The 15,138-nt window shown below is 45.4% G+C and carries 18 protein-coding genes; 4 read left to right on the top strand and 14 right to left on the bottom strand.

Annotated features, from left to right (window positions below):
* Positions 1 to 35: 35 nt before the first annotated feature.
* A complete protein-coding gene (locus FIU99_RS14375) occupies positions 36 to 257 on the top strand; it encodes a hypothetical protein (RefSeq protein ID WP_152472320.1) in 222 nt (73 codons plus the stop codon).
* The gene (locus FIU99_RS27365) at positions 257 to 415 is read left to right on the top strand and encodes a hypothetical protein (protein WP_172974065.1); all 159 of its coding nucleotides are present in this window, start codon (positions 257 to 259) and stop codon (positions 413 to 415) included. The genes FIU99_RS14375 and FIU99_RS27365 overlap by 1 nt, the downstream gene beginning before the upstream one ends.
* A 471-nt stretch (positions 416 to 886) precedes the next feature.
* Here FIU99_RS27365 and FIU99_RS14370 read toward each other — a convergent pair whose 3' ends face one another.
* The 6 genes from FIU99_RS14370 to FIU99_RS14340 form a co-directional block, all read right to left on the bottom strand.
* On the bottom strand, positions 887 to 2,461 hold the full coding sequence (locus tag FIU99_RS14370) for a hypothetical protein (RefSeq protein WP_253899444.1): 1,575 nt from the start codon (positions 2,459 to 2,461) through the stop codon (positions 887 to 889).
* Between the two features lie 354 nt (positions 2,462 to 2,815).
* Positions 2,816 to 3,325 carry a hypothetical protein gene (locus FIU99_RS14365; protein WP_242704145.1) on the bottom strand — a complete coding sequence of 170 codons (510 nt, stop codon included), beginning with the start codon at positions 3,323 to 3,325 and terminating at the stop codon, positions 2,816 to 2,818.
* Between the two features lie 562 nt (positions 3,326 to 3,887).
* Entirely contained in the window at positions 3,888 to 4,178 is a 291-nt protein-coding gene (gene yggU, locus FIU99_RS14355) for a DUF167 family protein YggU (protein WP_006958267.1), read from the bottom strand.
* Positions 4,178 to 4,735 (bottom strand): YggT family protein, encoded by a 558-nt coding sequence (locus FIU99_RS14350; protein ID WP_006958264.1) that lies wholly within the window; start codon positions 4,733 to 4,735, stop codon positions 4,178 to 4,180. Before FIU99_RS14350 ends, yggU begins: the two co-directional genes overlap by 1 nt.
* Positions 4,736 to 4,773: 38 nt before the next feature.
* Positions 4,774 to 5,592, bottom strand: a complete 819-nt coding sequence (proC, locus tag FIU99_RS14345; protein ID WP_006958263.1) for a pyrroline-5-carboxylate reductase — start codon at positions 5,590 to 5,592, stop codon at positions 4,774 to 4,776.
* A gap of 27 nt (positions 5,593 to 5,619) precedes the next feature.
* Complete coding sequence (locus FIU99_RS14340) at positions 5,620 to 6,336, bottom strand: YggS family pyridoxal phosphate-dependent enzyme (RefSeq protein WP_006958262.1); 717 nt, start codon at positions 6,334 to 6,336, stop codon at positions 5,620 to 5,622.
* Positions 6,337 to 6,360: 24 nt separating this feature from the next.
* On the opposite strand from FIU99_RS14340, the gene FIU99_RS14335 reads away from it, so the two are divergent.
* Entirely contained in the window at positions 6,361 to 7,398 is a 1,038-nt protein-coding gene (locus tag FIU99_RS14335; RefSeq protein ID WP_006958261.1) for a type IV pilus twitching motility protein PilT, read from the top strand.
* An 11-nt stretch (positions 7,399 to 7,409) separates the two neighbouring features.
* The gene (locus FIU99_RS14330; protein WP_039951288.1) at positions 7,410 to 8,516 is read left to right on the top strand and encodes a PilT/PilU family type 4a pilus ATPase; all 1,107 of its coding nucleotides are present in this window, start codon (positions 7,410 to 7,412) and stop codon (positions 8,514 to 8,516) included.
* 109 nt (positions 8,517 to 8,625) lie between these two features.
* Here FIU99_RS14330 and ruvX read toward each other — a convergent pair whose 3' ends face one another.
* The 8 genes from ruvX to metK form a co-directional block, all read right to left on the bottom strand.
* Positions 8,626 to 9,048 (bottom strand): Holliday junction resolvase RuvX, encoded by a 423-nt coding sequence (gene ruvX / locus FIU99_RS14325; RefSeq protein WP_029236265.1) that lies wholly within the window; start codon positions 9,046 to 9,048, stop codon positions 8,626 to 8,628.
* A gap of 17 nt (positions 9,049 to 9,065) precedes the next feature.
* A complete protein-coding gene (locus tag FIU99_RS14320) occupies positions 9,066 to 9,629 on the bottom strand; it encodes a YqgE/AlgH family protein (RefSeq protein ID WP_006958253.1) in 564 nt (187 codons plus the stop codon).
* Between the two features lie 56 nt (positions 9,630 to 9,685).
* Positions 9,686 to 10,636 carry a glutathione synthase gene (gene gshB, locus FIU99_RS14315; protein ID WP_006958250.1) on the bottom strand — a complete coding sequence of 317 codons (951 nt, stop codon included), beginning with the start codon at positions 10,634 to 10,636 and terminating at the stop codon, positions 9,686 to 9,688.
* Between the two features lie 13 nt (positions 10,637 to 10,649).
* Positions 10,650 to 11,381: a 16S rRNA (uracil(1498)-N(3))-methyltransferase gene (gene rsmE / locus FIU99_RS14310; RefSeq protein ID WP_038509531.1), complete on the bottom strand. Its 732-nt coding sequence runs from the start codon at positions 11,379 to 11,381 to the stop codon at positions 10,650 to 10,652.
* Positions 11,382 to 11,489: 108 nt separating this feature from the next.
* The gene (gene endA, locus FIU99_RS14305; protein ID WP_152472318.1) at positions 11,490 to 12,194 is read right to left on the bottom strand and encodes a deoxyribonuclease I; all 705 of its coding nucleotides are present in this window, start codon (positions 12,192 to 12,194) and stop codon (positions 11,490 to 11,492) included.
* A 79-nt stretch (positions 12,195 to 12,273) separates the two neighbouring features.
* The gene (locus tag FIU99_RS14300) at positions 12,274 to 12,771 is read right to left on the bottom strand and encodes a SprT family zinc-dependent metalloprotease (protein WP_006958245.1); all 498 of its coding nucleotides are present in this window, start codon (positions 12,769 to 12,771) and stop codon (positions 12,274 to 12,276) included.
* A gap of 65 nt (positions 12,772 to 12,836) precedes the next feature.
* Positions 12,837 to 13,631: a DUF2189 domain-containing protein gene (locus FIU99_RS14295; protein ID WP_006958244.1), complete on the bottom strand. Its 795-nt coding sequence runs from the start codon at positions 13,629 to 13,631 to the stop codon at positions 12,837 to 12,839.
* Between the two features lie 278 nt (positions 13,632 to 13,909).
* A complete protein-coding gene (metK, locus tag FIU99_RS14290; protein ID WP_006958242.1) occupies positions 13,910 to 15,064 on the bottom strand; it encodes a methionine adenosyltransferase in 1,155 nt (384 codons plus the stop codon).
* Positions 15,065 to 15,138 lie beyond the last annotated feature (74 nt).

Raw genomic sequence — 15,138 nt, 5'->3', positions numbered from 1 at the left:
TATGCCATTCAAACTTTGAAAAGGAACAAATTGCTATGAAAGCACTATTGAAGAACACATTGAACATCGACTTAGACCAACCTTCAACTAAAAAAGGGATCGCCTTACTGGGGGCGGGTGTGGCTCTGGCTGCTGGTCATCCTGAACTGATTACCGCGAGTATTACCGCTGAAGGGGTGCAGTACGGTGGCCTTATCGGCACGGCCATTCCGGTAGCGATGGGGCTATGGGAAACTTTCCGTAATGAGTTCTGTTAATGCAGGAGTATCAGACCTTAATTGTGGCGGCTGTCAGCGCCTTATCCAGTGGGGTTGGCGTTGGCGTCACACTGAAAACGGAAGTGAAGTGGCTGCGCATCATGATGGAGAAAATGGATGAGCGTCTAACACGTTTGGAAACCAAAGCCCCTAGCTAATGAGAGCTTCCTTGCTTCTTTGGTTTAATTATTGTCAGTTCAGTTAGTACATAGATGTAGAACAAAAATAGCGCTGGACCCAGAACAACGTTCCACATCTCTGTTCCTATAAAGAGAGTACTTTGCTGTATATCAATGTCTATAAGGCCGAGAACTGCAAAACAGCTATACAGTAGCTCTGAGCTCAAAGCCAATAAAGCCAGAGACGTAATCAATTTTGCTGTATTGCTAGCTATCCACCCCTTGGCAAATAGCAGCAATATAAACAACGGAGTTACTACTAAAATCAATTCTAAATAGATGATCATTATTGGCTCTAATGCCCTTAGTAGGGTGCTTAAAAAGGCGCCCAGAATCTGGGCGAACATTGAGTAGTAAAGTCTAAGTCAGATACTTCACGAAGGAACTAAGTATCTGACTAAATTAAGAATAGCTCAAAAGTACTAGAGTAGTAATATTTAGCGGCCAGTATTAATCTTCTTCAGTTGGCAGCAGTATGTTTCTCCAATTTATGTTCTTTTCTTCATCAAGAAATTTAGCTTCAAAGTTTCTTAAGTGAACATGAGCAGGGTGGTTCTCAACCGCCATGTTGATTAAGGATATCGCAGTTTCCAAACTTCCGGCTAAGCGATACCGCTCAGCAAGTTCGAGTATAAGCCCTGTTTCAAATAACGTCGGGCATCGAAACTTTAGCTTGTTGTCTCTTTTCTTAAAGTAATCGACTAAACACTGGTGATGTTCCTCTAATGTCCAATCTGGAGTTACACCAAAGAGCAGGTTAACAATTAATGATTCTGAGGATGGCTTTATAAGTTGCTCTTGGTGGCGTCGAATAAAGCTAGTAGAGTTCTTCAATTTTTGTTCTTGCGAATCCAAGCCATTAAATATTATGTAGAGAGCGGTAAATGCCTGTTTATCCTCTTTTTTTAGCTTGTCTATTTGCTTTTCAAGAGCTGTGAGCAATTCTGTCAAATCGGTTAGTGTGGCTGCAGAGCCAGTAGTCATTCGGTTAGCTAGCTGTGATAGAAAACCTTCTAATTTCATACTTCCAGCGCCGTGGAAAAAGTGGATTTTATGTACCCAATATTCCGGTGCCAATTTCATTTGAACAATCCCTGACCTTTCAAGAGAGTAATCATAATTTTCTTTTTCAACGGTGGGTTGGTTCATCATAAAATCAGTAATCACATGTCTAGCGAGTCGAGAAAGGCCTTGAATCGTGAGCCATGTTTTATTGTCTATTCGACAGGTTTCTGTATGTGAGTTAAGAGTTGTTAACTGGTTAGGGAGTTTTCTTAGCTTGTGAATATATTGAGAGCGAGCCTGATAGGCATTTGCCAAAGCTTTGGGAAGGTCATATCTAGATATAGGGCTTTCAATTCCAGCTGCTTCTTCACGATAGAATGACTTTGATATGTGGTTTATGGAGAAGTCTTTGAAGCGGCGACCCAGCGATGTGTGCTCGATACTCAGAATTGCATCCCTGACTTTCGAAGTAGTGTCAGTTCCTGCCTCTGAAAGTGCCGAGTCGATGATTCTTCGTTTGTTTTGGTCATAGTCTTGCCACGTAGATTGATGACCATCAAAGGTTTGTGCTAGAGATTCAATTGATGCAACAAGCAAAGTGTAGGCAAGTTCATAGTCTTCTGCTAAGCGGTGCATTCCTGTTACATAAGTGCGTATTGCCCCCATGACTGCTAGATAAGTACTTCTTTCTAAACCGATTAACTGTTTTGTAAATTTGACTAAATATTCTTCATCGTTTGGGGTGCAATACACATCTTTATCAAATACTTTTGCCACGGCTTGTCTAGGAGAAATGTAAGTAGATAAACCTCGCTTATTGCCTAGTAGTCGATCTGTAAGCGTATAACTAGGAGATGCTGTGCAATTGAGTGCGAAAGATATGATTGCTGAAAAGTCATTGGCATATGTGTCTATGTTGTGGGAAATCAGTGTGCCTGGACCTTGTCCATTGCTCTCAATCAGCTCCTCTAGCTCGTAAACCAAGGCGTTGGAAAGTTCTCCTATGCTTGATGTGGCCAAAATTGAACCTGCAGAGGTGCAAATTTTCGTTTCGCGATTTAGTCTCAGGTTTGTATATAGTACCCCTCGCAAGTTATTTCGATATTCGACTTCCCTTTGGAACATTTTTCCAGAACAGATCTGTAGCATTTCATGCCTTCACGCAACTGATTAAGTAAGCATTCAAGTATACATAAAGTCGAAGTTTCTATGCTTGATGCGCATTTACTAATGGAATACGAAAGTTAGTAAATGTGATAGTTACACATTAAGGAGAGTGCTTCTGTGGTAAAAATGTGGGCAGTGTTTTTCTTATATTCTTTATTTTCAAATGTTTAGATGTATAAAAAGGGCTCATTGCTGAGCCTTAGTTAGTTATTTAGGAGGGTATAAGTTTTGCTCTTCTATAACAAAACGTAGGTTAAATGGAGCACTAAACTGCTGCTGTAATGCCATCAATTTGTTTCTATCTATTCCATCCATACGATCATCTGCTATCTCATCCAATGGAGTCAGGTCAACTGAATAGAATTGAAGAAGCTTTTGATTGTTTTCTTCTTCTAGAACTCTTTTGAACTCGGCTGTTTGCTCTTTCATACATTGTCTATCGTTGTAGTTTGCGATGTATCCAACTACAGATTTTTTATCTTCAAAAGACAAAGATTGAAACCACTCCGATTTTGGAAATGGGGCTTTGTTTTGCTCTGATAGGCTTTCACAATAATCAAATTGTTCTAACCATTGTTTCTCTGCAAGTTTGCTATCAGCCATAGAGTAAGAGCACCCAGTCAGCAGAACCGTAGCAATAAGAGCTTTATTTAGATAATTCACTAACACAGTTCCAAAATCTCCGTTCATCGCCCCTAGAGTAAATTTCCCTTTCATAAGCAATCTTAAAAATCGTGTTCCTAGTGTACTGGCCGGAAGCCATCATTGCCTTGCCGAACGTGTCCCAATCAGTTTCTCTGATTGTTATCATTGTTTCAAAAGCACTGTTCGTAACACTTGGAGTACCAAAGATATAGTAGAAAGGCGTTGCTGCCAAAGCTCCGGAAAGCAAATTTCCTGACTTCATCACCTCTTTTATATCAGCGACTGAACGTCGACTCTTTTCACTTAGTTTAAGGTTATTGATCTGACAAATTCCTAACCTAGCCATTGTATTACCTCAATTGCATAACGTTGCACAGGTTATAAAGTTTGCTTGAGAAATTGTCATCCTTTTCTATGTGACTCTATACACAAATCCAGAGCAATGTGCGGTTTCACTGTACTTTTAGTGATTATGGGTGCTCCGTGGTGAGCTGTAAGGGGCTGTCATGAAGTTGTATTGGTTTTTGATGTGATAAGTACAATCCAGAGTTTAAATTGTTACCTGTGGGCACTTTGTGGTCGTGTGTATTTTATTTTTATTATAAAACAATTACTTGAAGTTTAATAAAGGCCATCACAAGATGGCCTTTATTGTTTCGGGGATATGAGCTGGGGACTGGATTCTGACTTGTTTATGTCGCCCGAGTTCCCCTTTCTCTATGGTGATTAGCCCTTTTGCTACTTTGAACTGTTTGGACAGGTATTTACTTAAGTGAGCGTTGGCTTTTCCGTCCACAGGCGGGGCGGTAATTGCGATTTTGATTTCATCACCATGCAGACCAATCAGCTTATCTCTGCTTGCCTTGGGCTGAATGTAGAGCCTGAGTAGAACGTCATCACCTTCTAACCAAGCAGCTTTTGCCATTATAACTGGAACCAGACAGGGCCAATCATGTCGCCCATCAGGAAGTTTGCAAACTGAAGGGCAATAAACAGGACCAGTACGCTAAGATCGAACCCGCCCATTGCCGGAATCACGCGGCGGATAGGCGCCAACATAGGCTCGGTAAGCTGATGGAAGACATATTCAATCGGGCTACGTCCTTGGCTGACCCAGCTCAGAATGGCGCGGATAAGCAGGACCCAGAACAGTAAGCCACCAGCTGCTTTAATCAGTGATAGCAGGCCAAGGAAGAAGAACTCTGCACTGAATGACACAGAGCCGCCGGAGGCAACCAGAATCAAAGCGACAAACTTCAGCACACACAGCACGTAAGCAAACAGTACTGTCGCCAAATCGATACTGCCTATTGAAGGTACAACCCTGCGCAGCGGTGCAATCACTGGCTGAGTCGCTTTGACAATAAATTGTGAGAATGGGTTGTAGAAGTCTGCACGCGCAGCTTGCAGCCAAATCCGCAAGATCACCACCATGATGTAGAGATCAAACAGGGTGGAAATCAGAAAACTCATTGAATTCATAGGTTACCCTTACTTCGTAGAGCCAAGGCTCAATCTAATTAAAACTGTTTTTCCATTTCTTCAGCACGAGCTACTGCGGCTTGCATCGCTTTCGCTACTATATCTGAAAGTTGGTGTTCGTTGAATGTGCGTAACGCTTCCGCCGTTGTACCGCCTTTTGAGGTGACGTTTTCGCGCAGTGTAGATAGTTCTGTCTCTGGGTTGCCGACGACCATGCTTGCTGCACCTAAGGCTGATTGTTGCACTAAAAGGCGAGCCGTCTCTTTATCAAAACCTTGGGCAATGGCTTCAGCTTGCATCGCTTCCATAAAGCGGAAGAAGTAGGCCGGAGCGCTGCCAGCAGCTGCAATGATGCTGTTGATGCCGGATTCTTGCTCTACCCAACAAACTTTGCCGCATGACTCCATTAGTTCAGCTGCAAAGGCTTTATCTTGCTGTGAAACGTGCGATGGAGCATACAGACCACTCATTCCCAAACCTAGTTGAGAAGGCGTGTTTGGCATAACGCGAACGATTTTTAGGTTGTGATTCAGCATTTCACATAGGCGTTGGCTACTGATACCTGCAGCAATGGAAATGACCAGTTTGCCTGACCAGTCGATGGATTGAAGTGGTTTACATACCTCTTCCATCATTTGCGGTTTCACAGAAAGGACGACCACGTCCGCCTCGCTGGCTGCGGCTATATTGTCGCTGGTGGTCTTAATGGAATAGTCTTGCTCCAACGGCAGGCGTCGAGTCTCAGATGGGGCTGTCGCTGTGATCATGGCAGCAGGATAACCTCCTGATACTAGACCAGAGACGATAGCCTTGACCATGTTACCTGCGCCGATAAAGGCAATTTTCTTGTGTTCCATTGATTGTGTTCTTCCTGTTATTGCTGATTAAGCTTTATTGCTGTAGTCGCGAGCACCGAAAATAGCGGTGCCAATTCGGACCATAGTCGTTCCCGCTTCAATTGCGGCTTCCATATCGCCACTCATGCCCATCGAAAGCGTATCGAGATTGAGCTCTGGGTAACGTTGCGCCAATCGGTTTTTCAGCTCTGCCAAATGGCTAAATGCCGCAAGCTGAGACTGATAGTCTGAAACGTTGGCCGGGATTGACATCAATCCTCTTAACGTGAGGTTTGGCAAAGAAGAAATCAACTCTGCCAAAGCAAAGATTTCGTCATCACTGGCGCCAGATTTAGAGCTTTCACTGCTGGTATTGACCTGAATAAGAACTTGCAGCGGCGCCATTTCTTGCGGCCTTTGATCATTTAATCGCTGGGCAATCTTAGCGCGATCAACGGTATGCACCCAGGCAAAGCTCTCCGCAACATGGCGTGTTTTGTTGGACTGAATTGGACCAATAAAGTGCCATTCTAGGGTTAATTCAGGGTGGTTTTCAGCGAAATACGCAACTTTATCAACGCCTTCCTGCACGTAATTCTCGCCAAAAGCGACTTGACCGGCGCGAGCTGCTTCTAAAATCGCGTCGAACGGTTTGGTCTTACTCACCGCCAGAAGTTGCACTGAGCCTAGAGGGCGTCCACACTTTTGTTGTGCCGCTTCAATCTGTGAGGTGATCTGTTCAATGTTTTGTTGAATACTACTCATAGCTAACTTTATTAAGGATTTTAAATGGATATCGCTGAATTACTGGATTTTAGTGTAAAGCATAATGCTTCAGATCTACATCTTTCTGCTGGTGTATCTCCCATGGTACGCATTGATGGTGAAGTAAGAAAGCTTGGCGTACCAGCGTTCAACCATTCCGAAGTGCATCGTTTGGTGTTTGAAATTATGAACGATGCTCAGCGTAGCGAATTTGAAGAACGTCTTGAAGTTGACTTTTCTTTTGCACTTCCGGACGTTGGCCGTTTTAGGGTCAACGCTTTTAACCAATCTCGTGGTTGTGCGGCCGTATTTCGTACCATTCCAACCGATATCCCGACTTTAGAGCAGCTAGAAGCGCCGTCGATCTTTGAAAATATCGCCAATATGGAGAAAGGATTAATCTTGGTCACTGGGCCAACGGGCTCAGGTAAATCGACTACTTTGGCGGCAATGGTGGATCATATTAATCGTCACCACAATAAGCATATCCTGACTATTGAAGATCCGATTGAGTTTGTGCACACGAATAACAAATGTCTGATCAACCAGCGTGAAGTTCACAATGACACCCATAGTTTTAATAACGCGCTGCGCAGTGCATTGCGTGAAGATCCCGATGTCATTTTAGTTGGTGAGTTACGCGATCAGGAAACGATCAGTCTAGCGCTGACCGCTGCTGAAACTGGCCACTTGGTATTTGGTACTTTGCACACCAGTTCGGCGGCGAAAACGATCGACCGTATCATTGATGTTTTCCCAGGTAGCGATAAAGGCATGGTGCGTTCCATGCTCTCTGAGTCTCTGCGTGCGGTTATTGCGCAGAAATTACTCAAGCGCATTGGCGGCGGGAGAACCGCTTGTCATGAAATCATGATGGCAACGCCTGCTATTCGCAACTTGATCCGCGAAGACAAAGTCGCGCAAATGCAGTCTGTGATTCAGACTGGTGCAGCGCATGGTATGCAAACCATGGAGCAGCATTCGAAACAGTTGATTGCTCAAGGTCTGGTTGATGCAGAAGAAGTGTCGAAAAAAATCGAAGTTGAGCAAGGTCTGTTCTGAGAGAGGTCATGATGGATATCAATCCTTATCTGCAAGGCATGCTGGCTGAGAAAGCGTCAGACTTATACATCACTGTTGGTGCGCCGATACTTTATCGTGTTGATGGTGAGTTGAAGCCGCATGGAGAGAACTTATCGGAAGCCGAAGTGCTGACGCTACTCCACAGCACCATGGATGAAGAGCGCCAGAATGACTATAGCCACAGTCGAGAAGCGAACTTTGCCGTAATGCGGGATTTTGGTCGTTTTCGTGTTTCTGCTTTCTATCAGCGAGAATTACCCGGTGCGGTGATTCGTCGAATCGAAACCACCATACCCACATTTGATGACTTAAAACTGCCTGAAACTCTGAAAGATCTTTCCATCGCCAAGCGCGGCTTGGTGCTAGTGGTGGGTGCAACAGGTTCCGGTAAGTCGACCACTATGGCGGCGATGACCGGCTATCGAAATACTGAGCGTAGCGGTCATATTCTGACAGTCGAAGATCCGATTGAATTTGTCCACGAACATCAGAAATGCATCGTCACGCAACGTGAGGTTGGCTTAGACACAGAAAGTTATGAAGTTGCACTGAAGAACTCTTTGCGTCAGGCTCCTGATATGATTTTGATCGGTGAGATCCGCTCGCGAGAGACCATGGAGTACGCGATGACATTCGCCGAAACGGGGCATCTGTGTATGGCGACGTTGCACGCCAATAATGCTAACCAAGCTTTGGAAAGGATCCTACACCTTGTACCGAAAGAGCAAAAAGAGCAGTTCCTGTTTGATCTCTCCATGAACCTCAAAGGTGTTATCGGCCAGCAGTTGATCCGAGATAAAGACGGCCAAGGTCGTCATGGCGTATTTGAAATTCTACTTAACAGTCCACGTGTATCGGATCTCATTCGACGCGGTGATCTGCATGAACTCAAATCAACCATGGCGAAATCCCAGGAAATTGGTATGCAGACGTTTGATCAGGCGCTTTACCAACTGGTGGTGAATGACAAAATTACTGAAGAAGATGCGCTGCACAGTGCAGATTCAGCCAATGATCTGCGTATCATGCTTAAAACTCAACGAGGTGAAAGCTTCGGTGGTGGTGCGCTGGCAGATGTGAAGATTGATATGGATTAGAGATTGCTCTTCGCCGTTTGGGGCGTGTGAATATTTTCTATCGTGGTCTATTTGTGGCACTGAAATATAAGGGGTTGGCGCAATGTGCCAACCCTTTCTGTTTTTTCGCTTAGCCGTATTGAGCTTCAAACCAGCTTTCAAGGATAACGACCGCTGATTGGCAGTCGACATTCCCTTTGCTGAGCGCCTTGTAGCCGCCCATACTGAACAGCTCTGAGCGAGCTTCTGTAGTGGATAAGCGCTCATCGTGCAGTTCGACAGGAAGGCCGAAACGGCCGTGAAGACGATTAGCAAACTTTTTCGCTCTAGGAGTAATCGTTTCCAAATCTTTGCCGTGAAGGTCCGTTGGCAGGCCGACAACCAGTAGGTTTGGTTGCCATTCTTTGATCTGCTTTTCAATATCGTCCCAGTTGGGAATGCCATCGTTGGCTTTAAAGGCTTTCAGCGGTGATGCCGTGCCTGTAATCTCCTGACCAATGGCACTGCCAATACTTTTAGTGCCGAAGTCAAAAGCCATAATTGTTCTAGACATAAATTTTAATGGGGAGGTTATGCATGACCAATATCACTGGACAGTTGAGACGCGTTGATGCCAAGCATCTGCACGGCTTTTTGCCAACGTTCATTGATCGGTGTGTTAAACATGACATCAGGGTCGGCTTCAATCGTTAGCCAAGAGTTTTCAGAAAGCTCAATCTCTAATTGGCCCGCTTCCCAACCAGAATAACCTAATGCAACAATGTACTCCGGTGGTTCGGCTTCTGTACCGAGAACCGCGAGTATGTCCTTTGACGTCGTAACGGAGATACAGTCAGTCATCTGAATGCTGGATTCATAATGATCTTTCGGCTGGTGAAGAATAAATCCTCGATCTCCTGAAACCGGGCCGCCATTGAGTACCGGTTTCTCAAGGCTACCGACTTTGAGTTGAGGTTGAGTCGCTTCAACGTCGACCTGCTTGAGCATTTTACCTACTGTGATGTCGATTGGAGCATTAATCATTAAACCCATCGCGCCATCATCATTGTGTTCACATACGTAGATAACGCTGCGTTGGAAGTAGGGATCTTTCATCCCCGGCATCGCAACTAAAAAGTGGTTGGTTAAATTCATAGTTACTCCAGCGTAAAGTGGGCGACAAGTTATCGCCCAATGATCATGTGAGTAAATTACTGCTTGTTGAGTCGACGCTCTATCGCATCCATCAATTTACCCGTAATTGAGATATCAAATGCAGCCTCGATTTCGCGAATACAGGTTGGGCTGGTTACATTTATCTCAGTTAACTTGTCACCAATGACGTCTAAGCCTACAAAGATCAAACCTTTTTCCTTAAGTGTAGGCGCTACAGCCGCTGCGATCTGTTTATCTGTTTCGCTCAGTGGTCGGGCTTCACCTGTACCACCTGCCGCAAGGTTGCCGCGAGTTTCACCTTTTGCCGGAATACGTGCCAGGCAGTAAGGCATCGCTTCGCCGTCCACGACCAGAATTCGCTTGTCGCCGTTGCTGATGTCAGGAACGAATGTTTGTGCCATCGCATAGTTTTGGCCGTGGTTAGTCAGGGTTTCGATAATCACAGAAACATTTGGATCGTTGTCTTTGACTCGGAAAATAGATGCACCACCCATGCCATCTAGCGGTTTTAAGATCACATCTCCGTGCTGTTCGCGGAATTGTTTAATCTTCTCTGCTTTGCGGGTCACGATTGTGGTTGGGGTGAGTTCTGGGAACCAGGCTGTGAACAGCTTTTCGTTACAGTCACGCAGGCTCTGAGGTTTGTTGACGATTAACGTGCCTTTCTCTTCTGCTCGTTCAAGAATGTAGGTCGCGTAGATATACTCAGTATCGAACGGAGGATCTTTACGCATCAATACCGCATCAAGCTCTGACAGCTCAATAGTTTGCTCTGACTTAAACTGGAACCAGCCTGTTGGATCTTCTTTGAGTTCCACCACTTTGGTGTCTGCAACAGCGACACCTTGGTCTAAGTGCAGATCATGCATTTCCATGTAGTGGATTTCGTAGCCGCGGCGCTGCGCTTCAAGCATCATGGCAAAGCTAGAGTCTTTCTTGATGTTGATGGACTCGATAGGGTCCATCACGATACCTAATTTGATCATGGTTTTTCTCCGTTTAACCAAGGTCGCCAAAGCGAACTTGAAGGGCAGTAATTGCGGTAAGAGCTGCTGTCTCTGTGCGTAATACGCGTGGGCCTAGCAGAGTCTCTTCAAATTGATATTCTCGGGTTTTCTCGATCTCTTCTGCGGACAAGCCACCTTCGGGGCCGATCAACAGGCGAACTTTCTCGACCGGAGCTGGCAGCGTATTGATTGAGTATTTTGCTCTGGGGTGAAGGTTGAGTTTAAGGCCATCATAATCTTCTGCACACCACTCATCTAACTGCATGATAGGGCGAATCTGCGGAACGATATTGCGTCCACTTTGCTCGCAAGCGCTGATGGCAACTTTCTGCCATTGGGCGAGCTTTTTCTCAAAACGTTTTTGATCTAGCTTGACGCCACAACGCTCAGAAATCAGTGGGGTAATGGTATTAACGCCCAGCTCTACGGACTTCTGAATGGTGAACTCCATCTTTTCCCCGCGAGAAATGACCTGACCTAAATGCAGGTCCAGTGGTGACTCGCTGCTGCGTTCAACACGTTCAGTGATATTCACCGTGACGGACTTTTTGCTGACTTCTTCAATTACGGCTGGAAACTCGGCCCCATAGCCATCAAAAAGCAACACTTCTTGTCCAACCTTCATCCGCAAGACTCTTCCTACATGGCCGGCTGCATCTTCGCTAAGCGCTAAACTGCCAAGTTGGGTTATAGGTTCAGGGTGATAAATTCGAGGAATTCGCATCAGCTTTGTATCCGGCCAGATAATTGAGAATGAACTCCTAACATGGATGCTTTATGCCTAAAAAACAAGGGGCAGGCTGTACATATCGCTACAATTCATAAGGGGCAATTACAGAGCCTGACATGCCTTGAAAACGAAAGGGTTATGATTGCCCTGAATCTTGAAGATTCGACGCTCACGTTCACATTCCCATGTGTCGACAGGATAGAGTTTATTCCAAGCTGTCATGAGTTGGCTTTGTTGCTTCGATAGCTTGAATCCATATTCCTGACTCATGTACAGATAGGTTCGGGCAATGGAACCTCTGGCGCGGTCTGGTGGCATGACTCTCCGTTGCTTAAAGTTGACCTGCATTTCGCATTGGCCATACGTCACGCCATCCATCCCATTCCACTGGCTGAAGTTGTAATTCGAGCGATCGCCGTTTACTTCACCGATAGCGGGGGTGAGGTTATGTAGATCGGCTTCCATTGAACGAAATACGGTGTCATTTTTGGTGCAGTTTTTTCGTCCTCCAGACTGCCAACATTGTCGTTGGTGGCCAAACTGCCAAGCGGGAACAACATGCTCCCATTCGATTCTTGAAGCACGTTTTTGCTGTTTTCTCACGGCGTAACCACATGACTTTAAATCGGGAATACCTTTCTTTCCCTGCCAGGTGATATCACATCCACAGTAAAAGCTGGTGGGGTGATCGGAATATATCTTTAGTGCTTCTTTCTTGGCTTTCGAAAATGAAGAGGGAGGCGCAGAGAGCACCTGAAATGAACTAATAAGTACAGTGAAGTAAACAAAAAATGCACGAAGTTTCATGTCGATAAGTATTAGAAAAGTATGACTTATCGCAGTCTAGCATGCATTTGTCAGTGAAACTTATTAATGGCTCACTGAGTTATGAGAGCTGCTTACCCGTAAACACAAGGGTTTGCTGACAGCTCTGGCATCGGTAGCTGCTTTGATGACGCAGGACTTTATTGTGACGTCTGATAGTCAGTGGGTAGAGCTGGCACCCACAGCGGTACTCGAAGGTTTTCCCTTGTACGGAAGTAATTTCAAAACTGTGCGTAGTACGAGCAGGGACGCCAAATACGCTTTCCATGATCGATTGCCATTCTTTACCGTGAGGTCTGACTCGACCATAGACCTGATAAGTGATCAAATGTGCGATTTCATGCGGGATGACTTCATCGAAAAACGCTTGCTGATTTTCGGTAAATAAAACGGGATTGAGGCGAATCTCATTGAGTTGGAGGTAGGCTTTGCCCGCCGCTTTACCTCTCAGTTTGTAGCTGATAGAAGGGAAAGAAAATGAGCGCTGAAAAGCATGTTGAGCCGTTACGATATAGCGAGCGACCACTTGTTGTGCGCGATAGCTAAGCTCTGTATCCAAATTCATCTCCAAAAAATTCGCCCCTTAGACAAGGGGCGAATCATATACCGGATTAGACGTTGGTGCTAATGGTGCTTTTTCTTGATGGTTTCATGATAAGCGTGCCAAGTACCGTAGCCAAGAATTGGCATAGTAAACAACATGCCGATTCCGTAAGTCGCAAAGCCAATTAAGATACCGCCACAGATCACGGCTGCCCATACTATCATCGCTGGAATATTTGATTTGACGGCGTTAAAGCTGGTAAACACAGCGGTCATCATATCAACGCGTCGCTCCATCATAAGTGGGATGGAGAAAGCAGAAATACTAAACACAATTGCAGCCAGTACCATGCCGACCAAAGAGCCGATAACAAGGAATGGAAGGAAATCTGTTATTGGGGCGCCCTGAACCGAAGGGTATAACGCATGAAGTAACGCAGCGATACGCATCCAGAAAATCATACACACGGCGAGCATGACAGCAAACGCCCATTGTGATGAAGAGTTACGCCCAATGGCTTTCATTGAGTGAAGTAAGCTGGCGTGATGGCCCTTTTCCCGCTCCCAACTGGCATCATAAAGCCCTAGCGCTAAGAAGGGACCAATTAGCATATAGACGACTAAACTTGGCATGACGACTAAGTGTGTGCCTTGCCATTGAACTAGCAGCACAATACCAATAGCTGCCGCCATGAAACACAAACCGTAAAAGGCACTGATCAACGGCATACGCACAAAGTCGTGCAAGCCGAGTGACAGCCAATGAAACGGCGCGGATAAGCTGACATGATTGCACGGTATAGTACGTGCGTATTCGTTATCTGGGACTTCCTTTCGTTTGTCGTTGAAGTCTTGTGGATTCACCGTACGAGGCATACATCCTCCTTGATCGACTCTGTAATAAGTCACCCATAGATTCATGGGTGGCGTCTTGGAACTCGATGCCCGGCTTTGCGACTGCCCTAATAAGCTGCGCATCTGACTTGGTCTGTTAAAAAGCAATTTTTGGCGAAGAATTATCCTTTTAACATATTGTTAACTATTGACCCCATGACAAAAAAATACAAATTTGTTGTTTGATTTTTGCGCACAAAAACAAAGGGCTTCTGGTTACCCAGAAGCCCTTGAATAGCAAATTAGTGCGGTAATTTAAATTACTTAAGACCAGCGAAGTCGCGCAGAAGTGCAGCTTTATCAGTCGCTTCCCATGGGAATTCTTCACGACCGAAGTGGCCGTATGCTGCTGTTTTCTTGTAGATTGGCTGAAGTAGGTTCAACATTTCTTGTAGGCCGTATGGACGTAGATCGAAGTGTTGGCGTACCGCTTCAACAATGATGTCTTGAGATACTTTTTCAGTACCAAATGTTTCCACCATGATAGATGTTGGATCTGCAACACCGATTGCGTAAGAAAGCTGAATCTCACAACGGTCAGCAAGGCCAGCCGCAACGATGTTTTTCGCAACGTAACGTGCAGCGTAAGCAGCAGAGCGGTCAACTTTTGAAGGATCTTTACCTGAGAATGCACCACCACCGTGACGAGCAGCACCACCGTATGTATCAACGATGATCTTACGACCTGTCAGACCACAGTCACCCATTGGGCCACCGATAACAAAACGGCCAGTTGGGTTGATGAAGAAGTTAGTGTCTTTGTTTAGCCACTCTGATGGTAGAACTGGCTTGATGATCTCTTCCATAACCGCTTCGCGTAGGTCTGGCGTAGAGATTGAGTCACAATGCTGAGTCGAAAGAACGACAGCGTCGATACCAACGATTTTTCCTTGGTCGTACTGGAACGTTACCTGTGATTTTGCATCAGGACGTAGCCAAGGTAGTGTGCCGTTTTTACGTACTTCTGCTTGTTTTTGAACAAGTAGGTGAGAATACGTAATTGGAGCTGGCATTAGTACGTCTGTCTCGTTAGTCGCGTAGCCGAACATGATGCCTTGGTCACCAGCACCTTGCTCTTTTGGATCCGCTTTATCAACGCCTTGGTTGATATCTGGAGACTGTTTACCAATGGTGTTCAGTACCGCACAAGAATCGGCATCAAAACCCATGTCAGAGTGAACGTAACCGATATCACGAACGGTTTGGCGAGTTAACTCTTCGATATCTACCCATGCTGATGTAGTGATTTCACCACCAACCATCACCATGCCAGTTTTTACGTACGTTTCACACGCAACACGCGCTTTTGGATCTTGCTCGATGATTGCGTCTAGAACTGCATCAGAAATTTGGTCTGCGATTTTATCTGGATGACCTTCTGATACCGACTCAGAAGTAAACAGGTGTTTAGCCATGAGAGCTCCACTTTTAATTCAAGGAAGTGCTCCATTATTAACGGCGGAACACTAAGAAATAATACTGATATCTG

The sequence above is a fragment of the Vibrio sp. THAF64 genome, assembly GCF_009363455.1.
Taxonomy (GTDB): Bacteria; Pseudomonadota; Gammaproteobacteria; order Enterobacterales; family Vibrionaceae; genus Vibrio; species Vibrio coralliilyticus.
The sequence above is the reverse complement of the archived record's forward strand: the minus strand, read 5'-3'. Positions and strand labels throughout refer to the sequence as shown.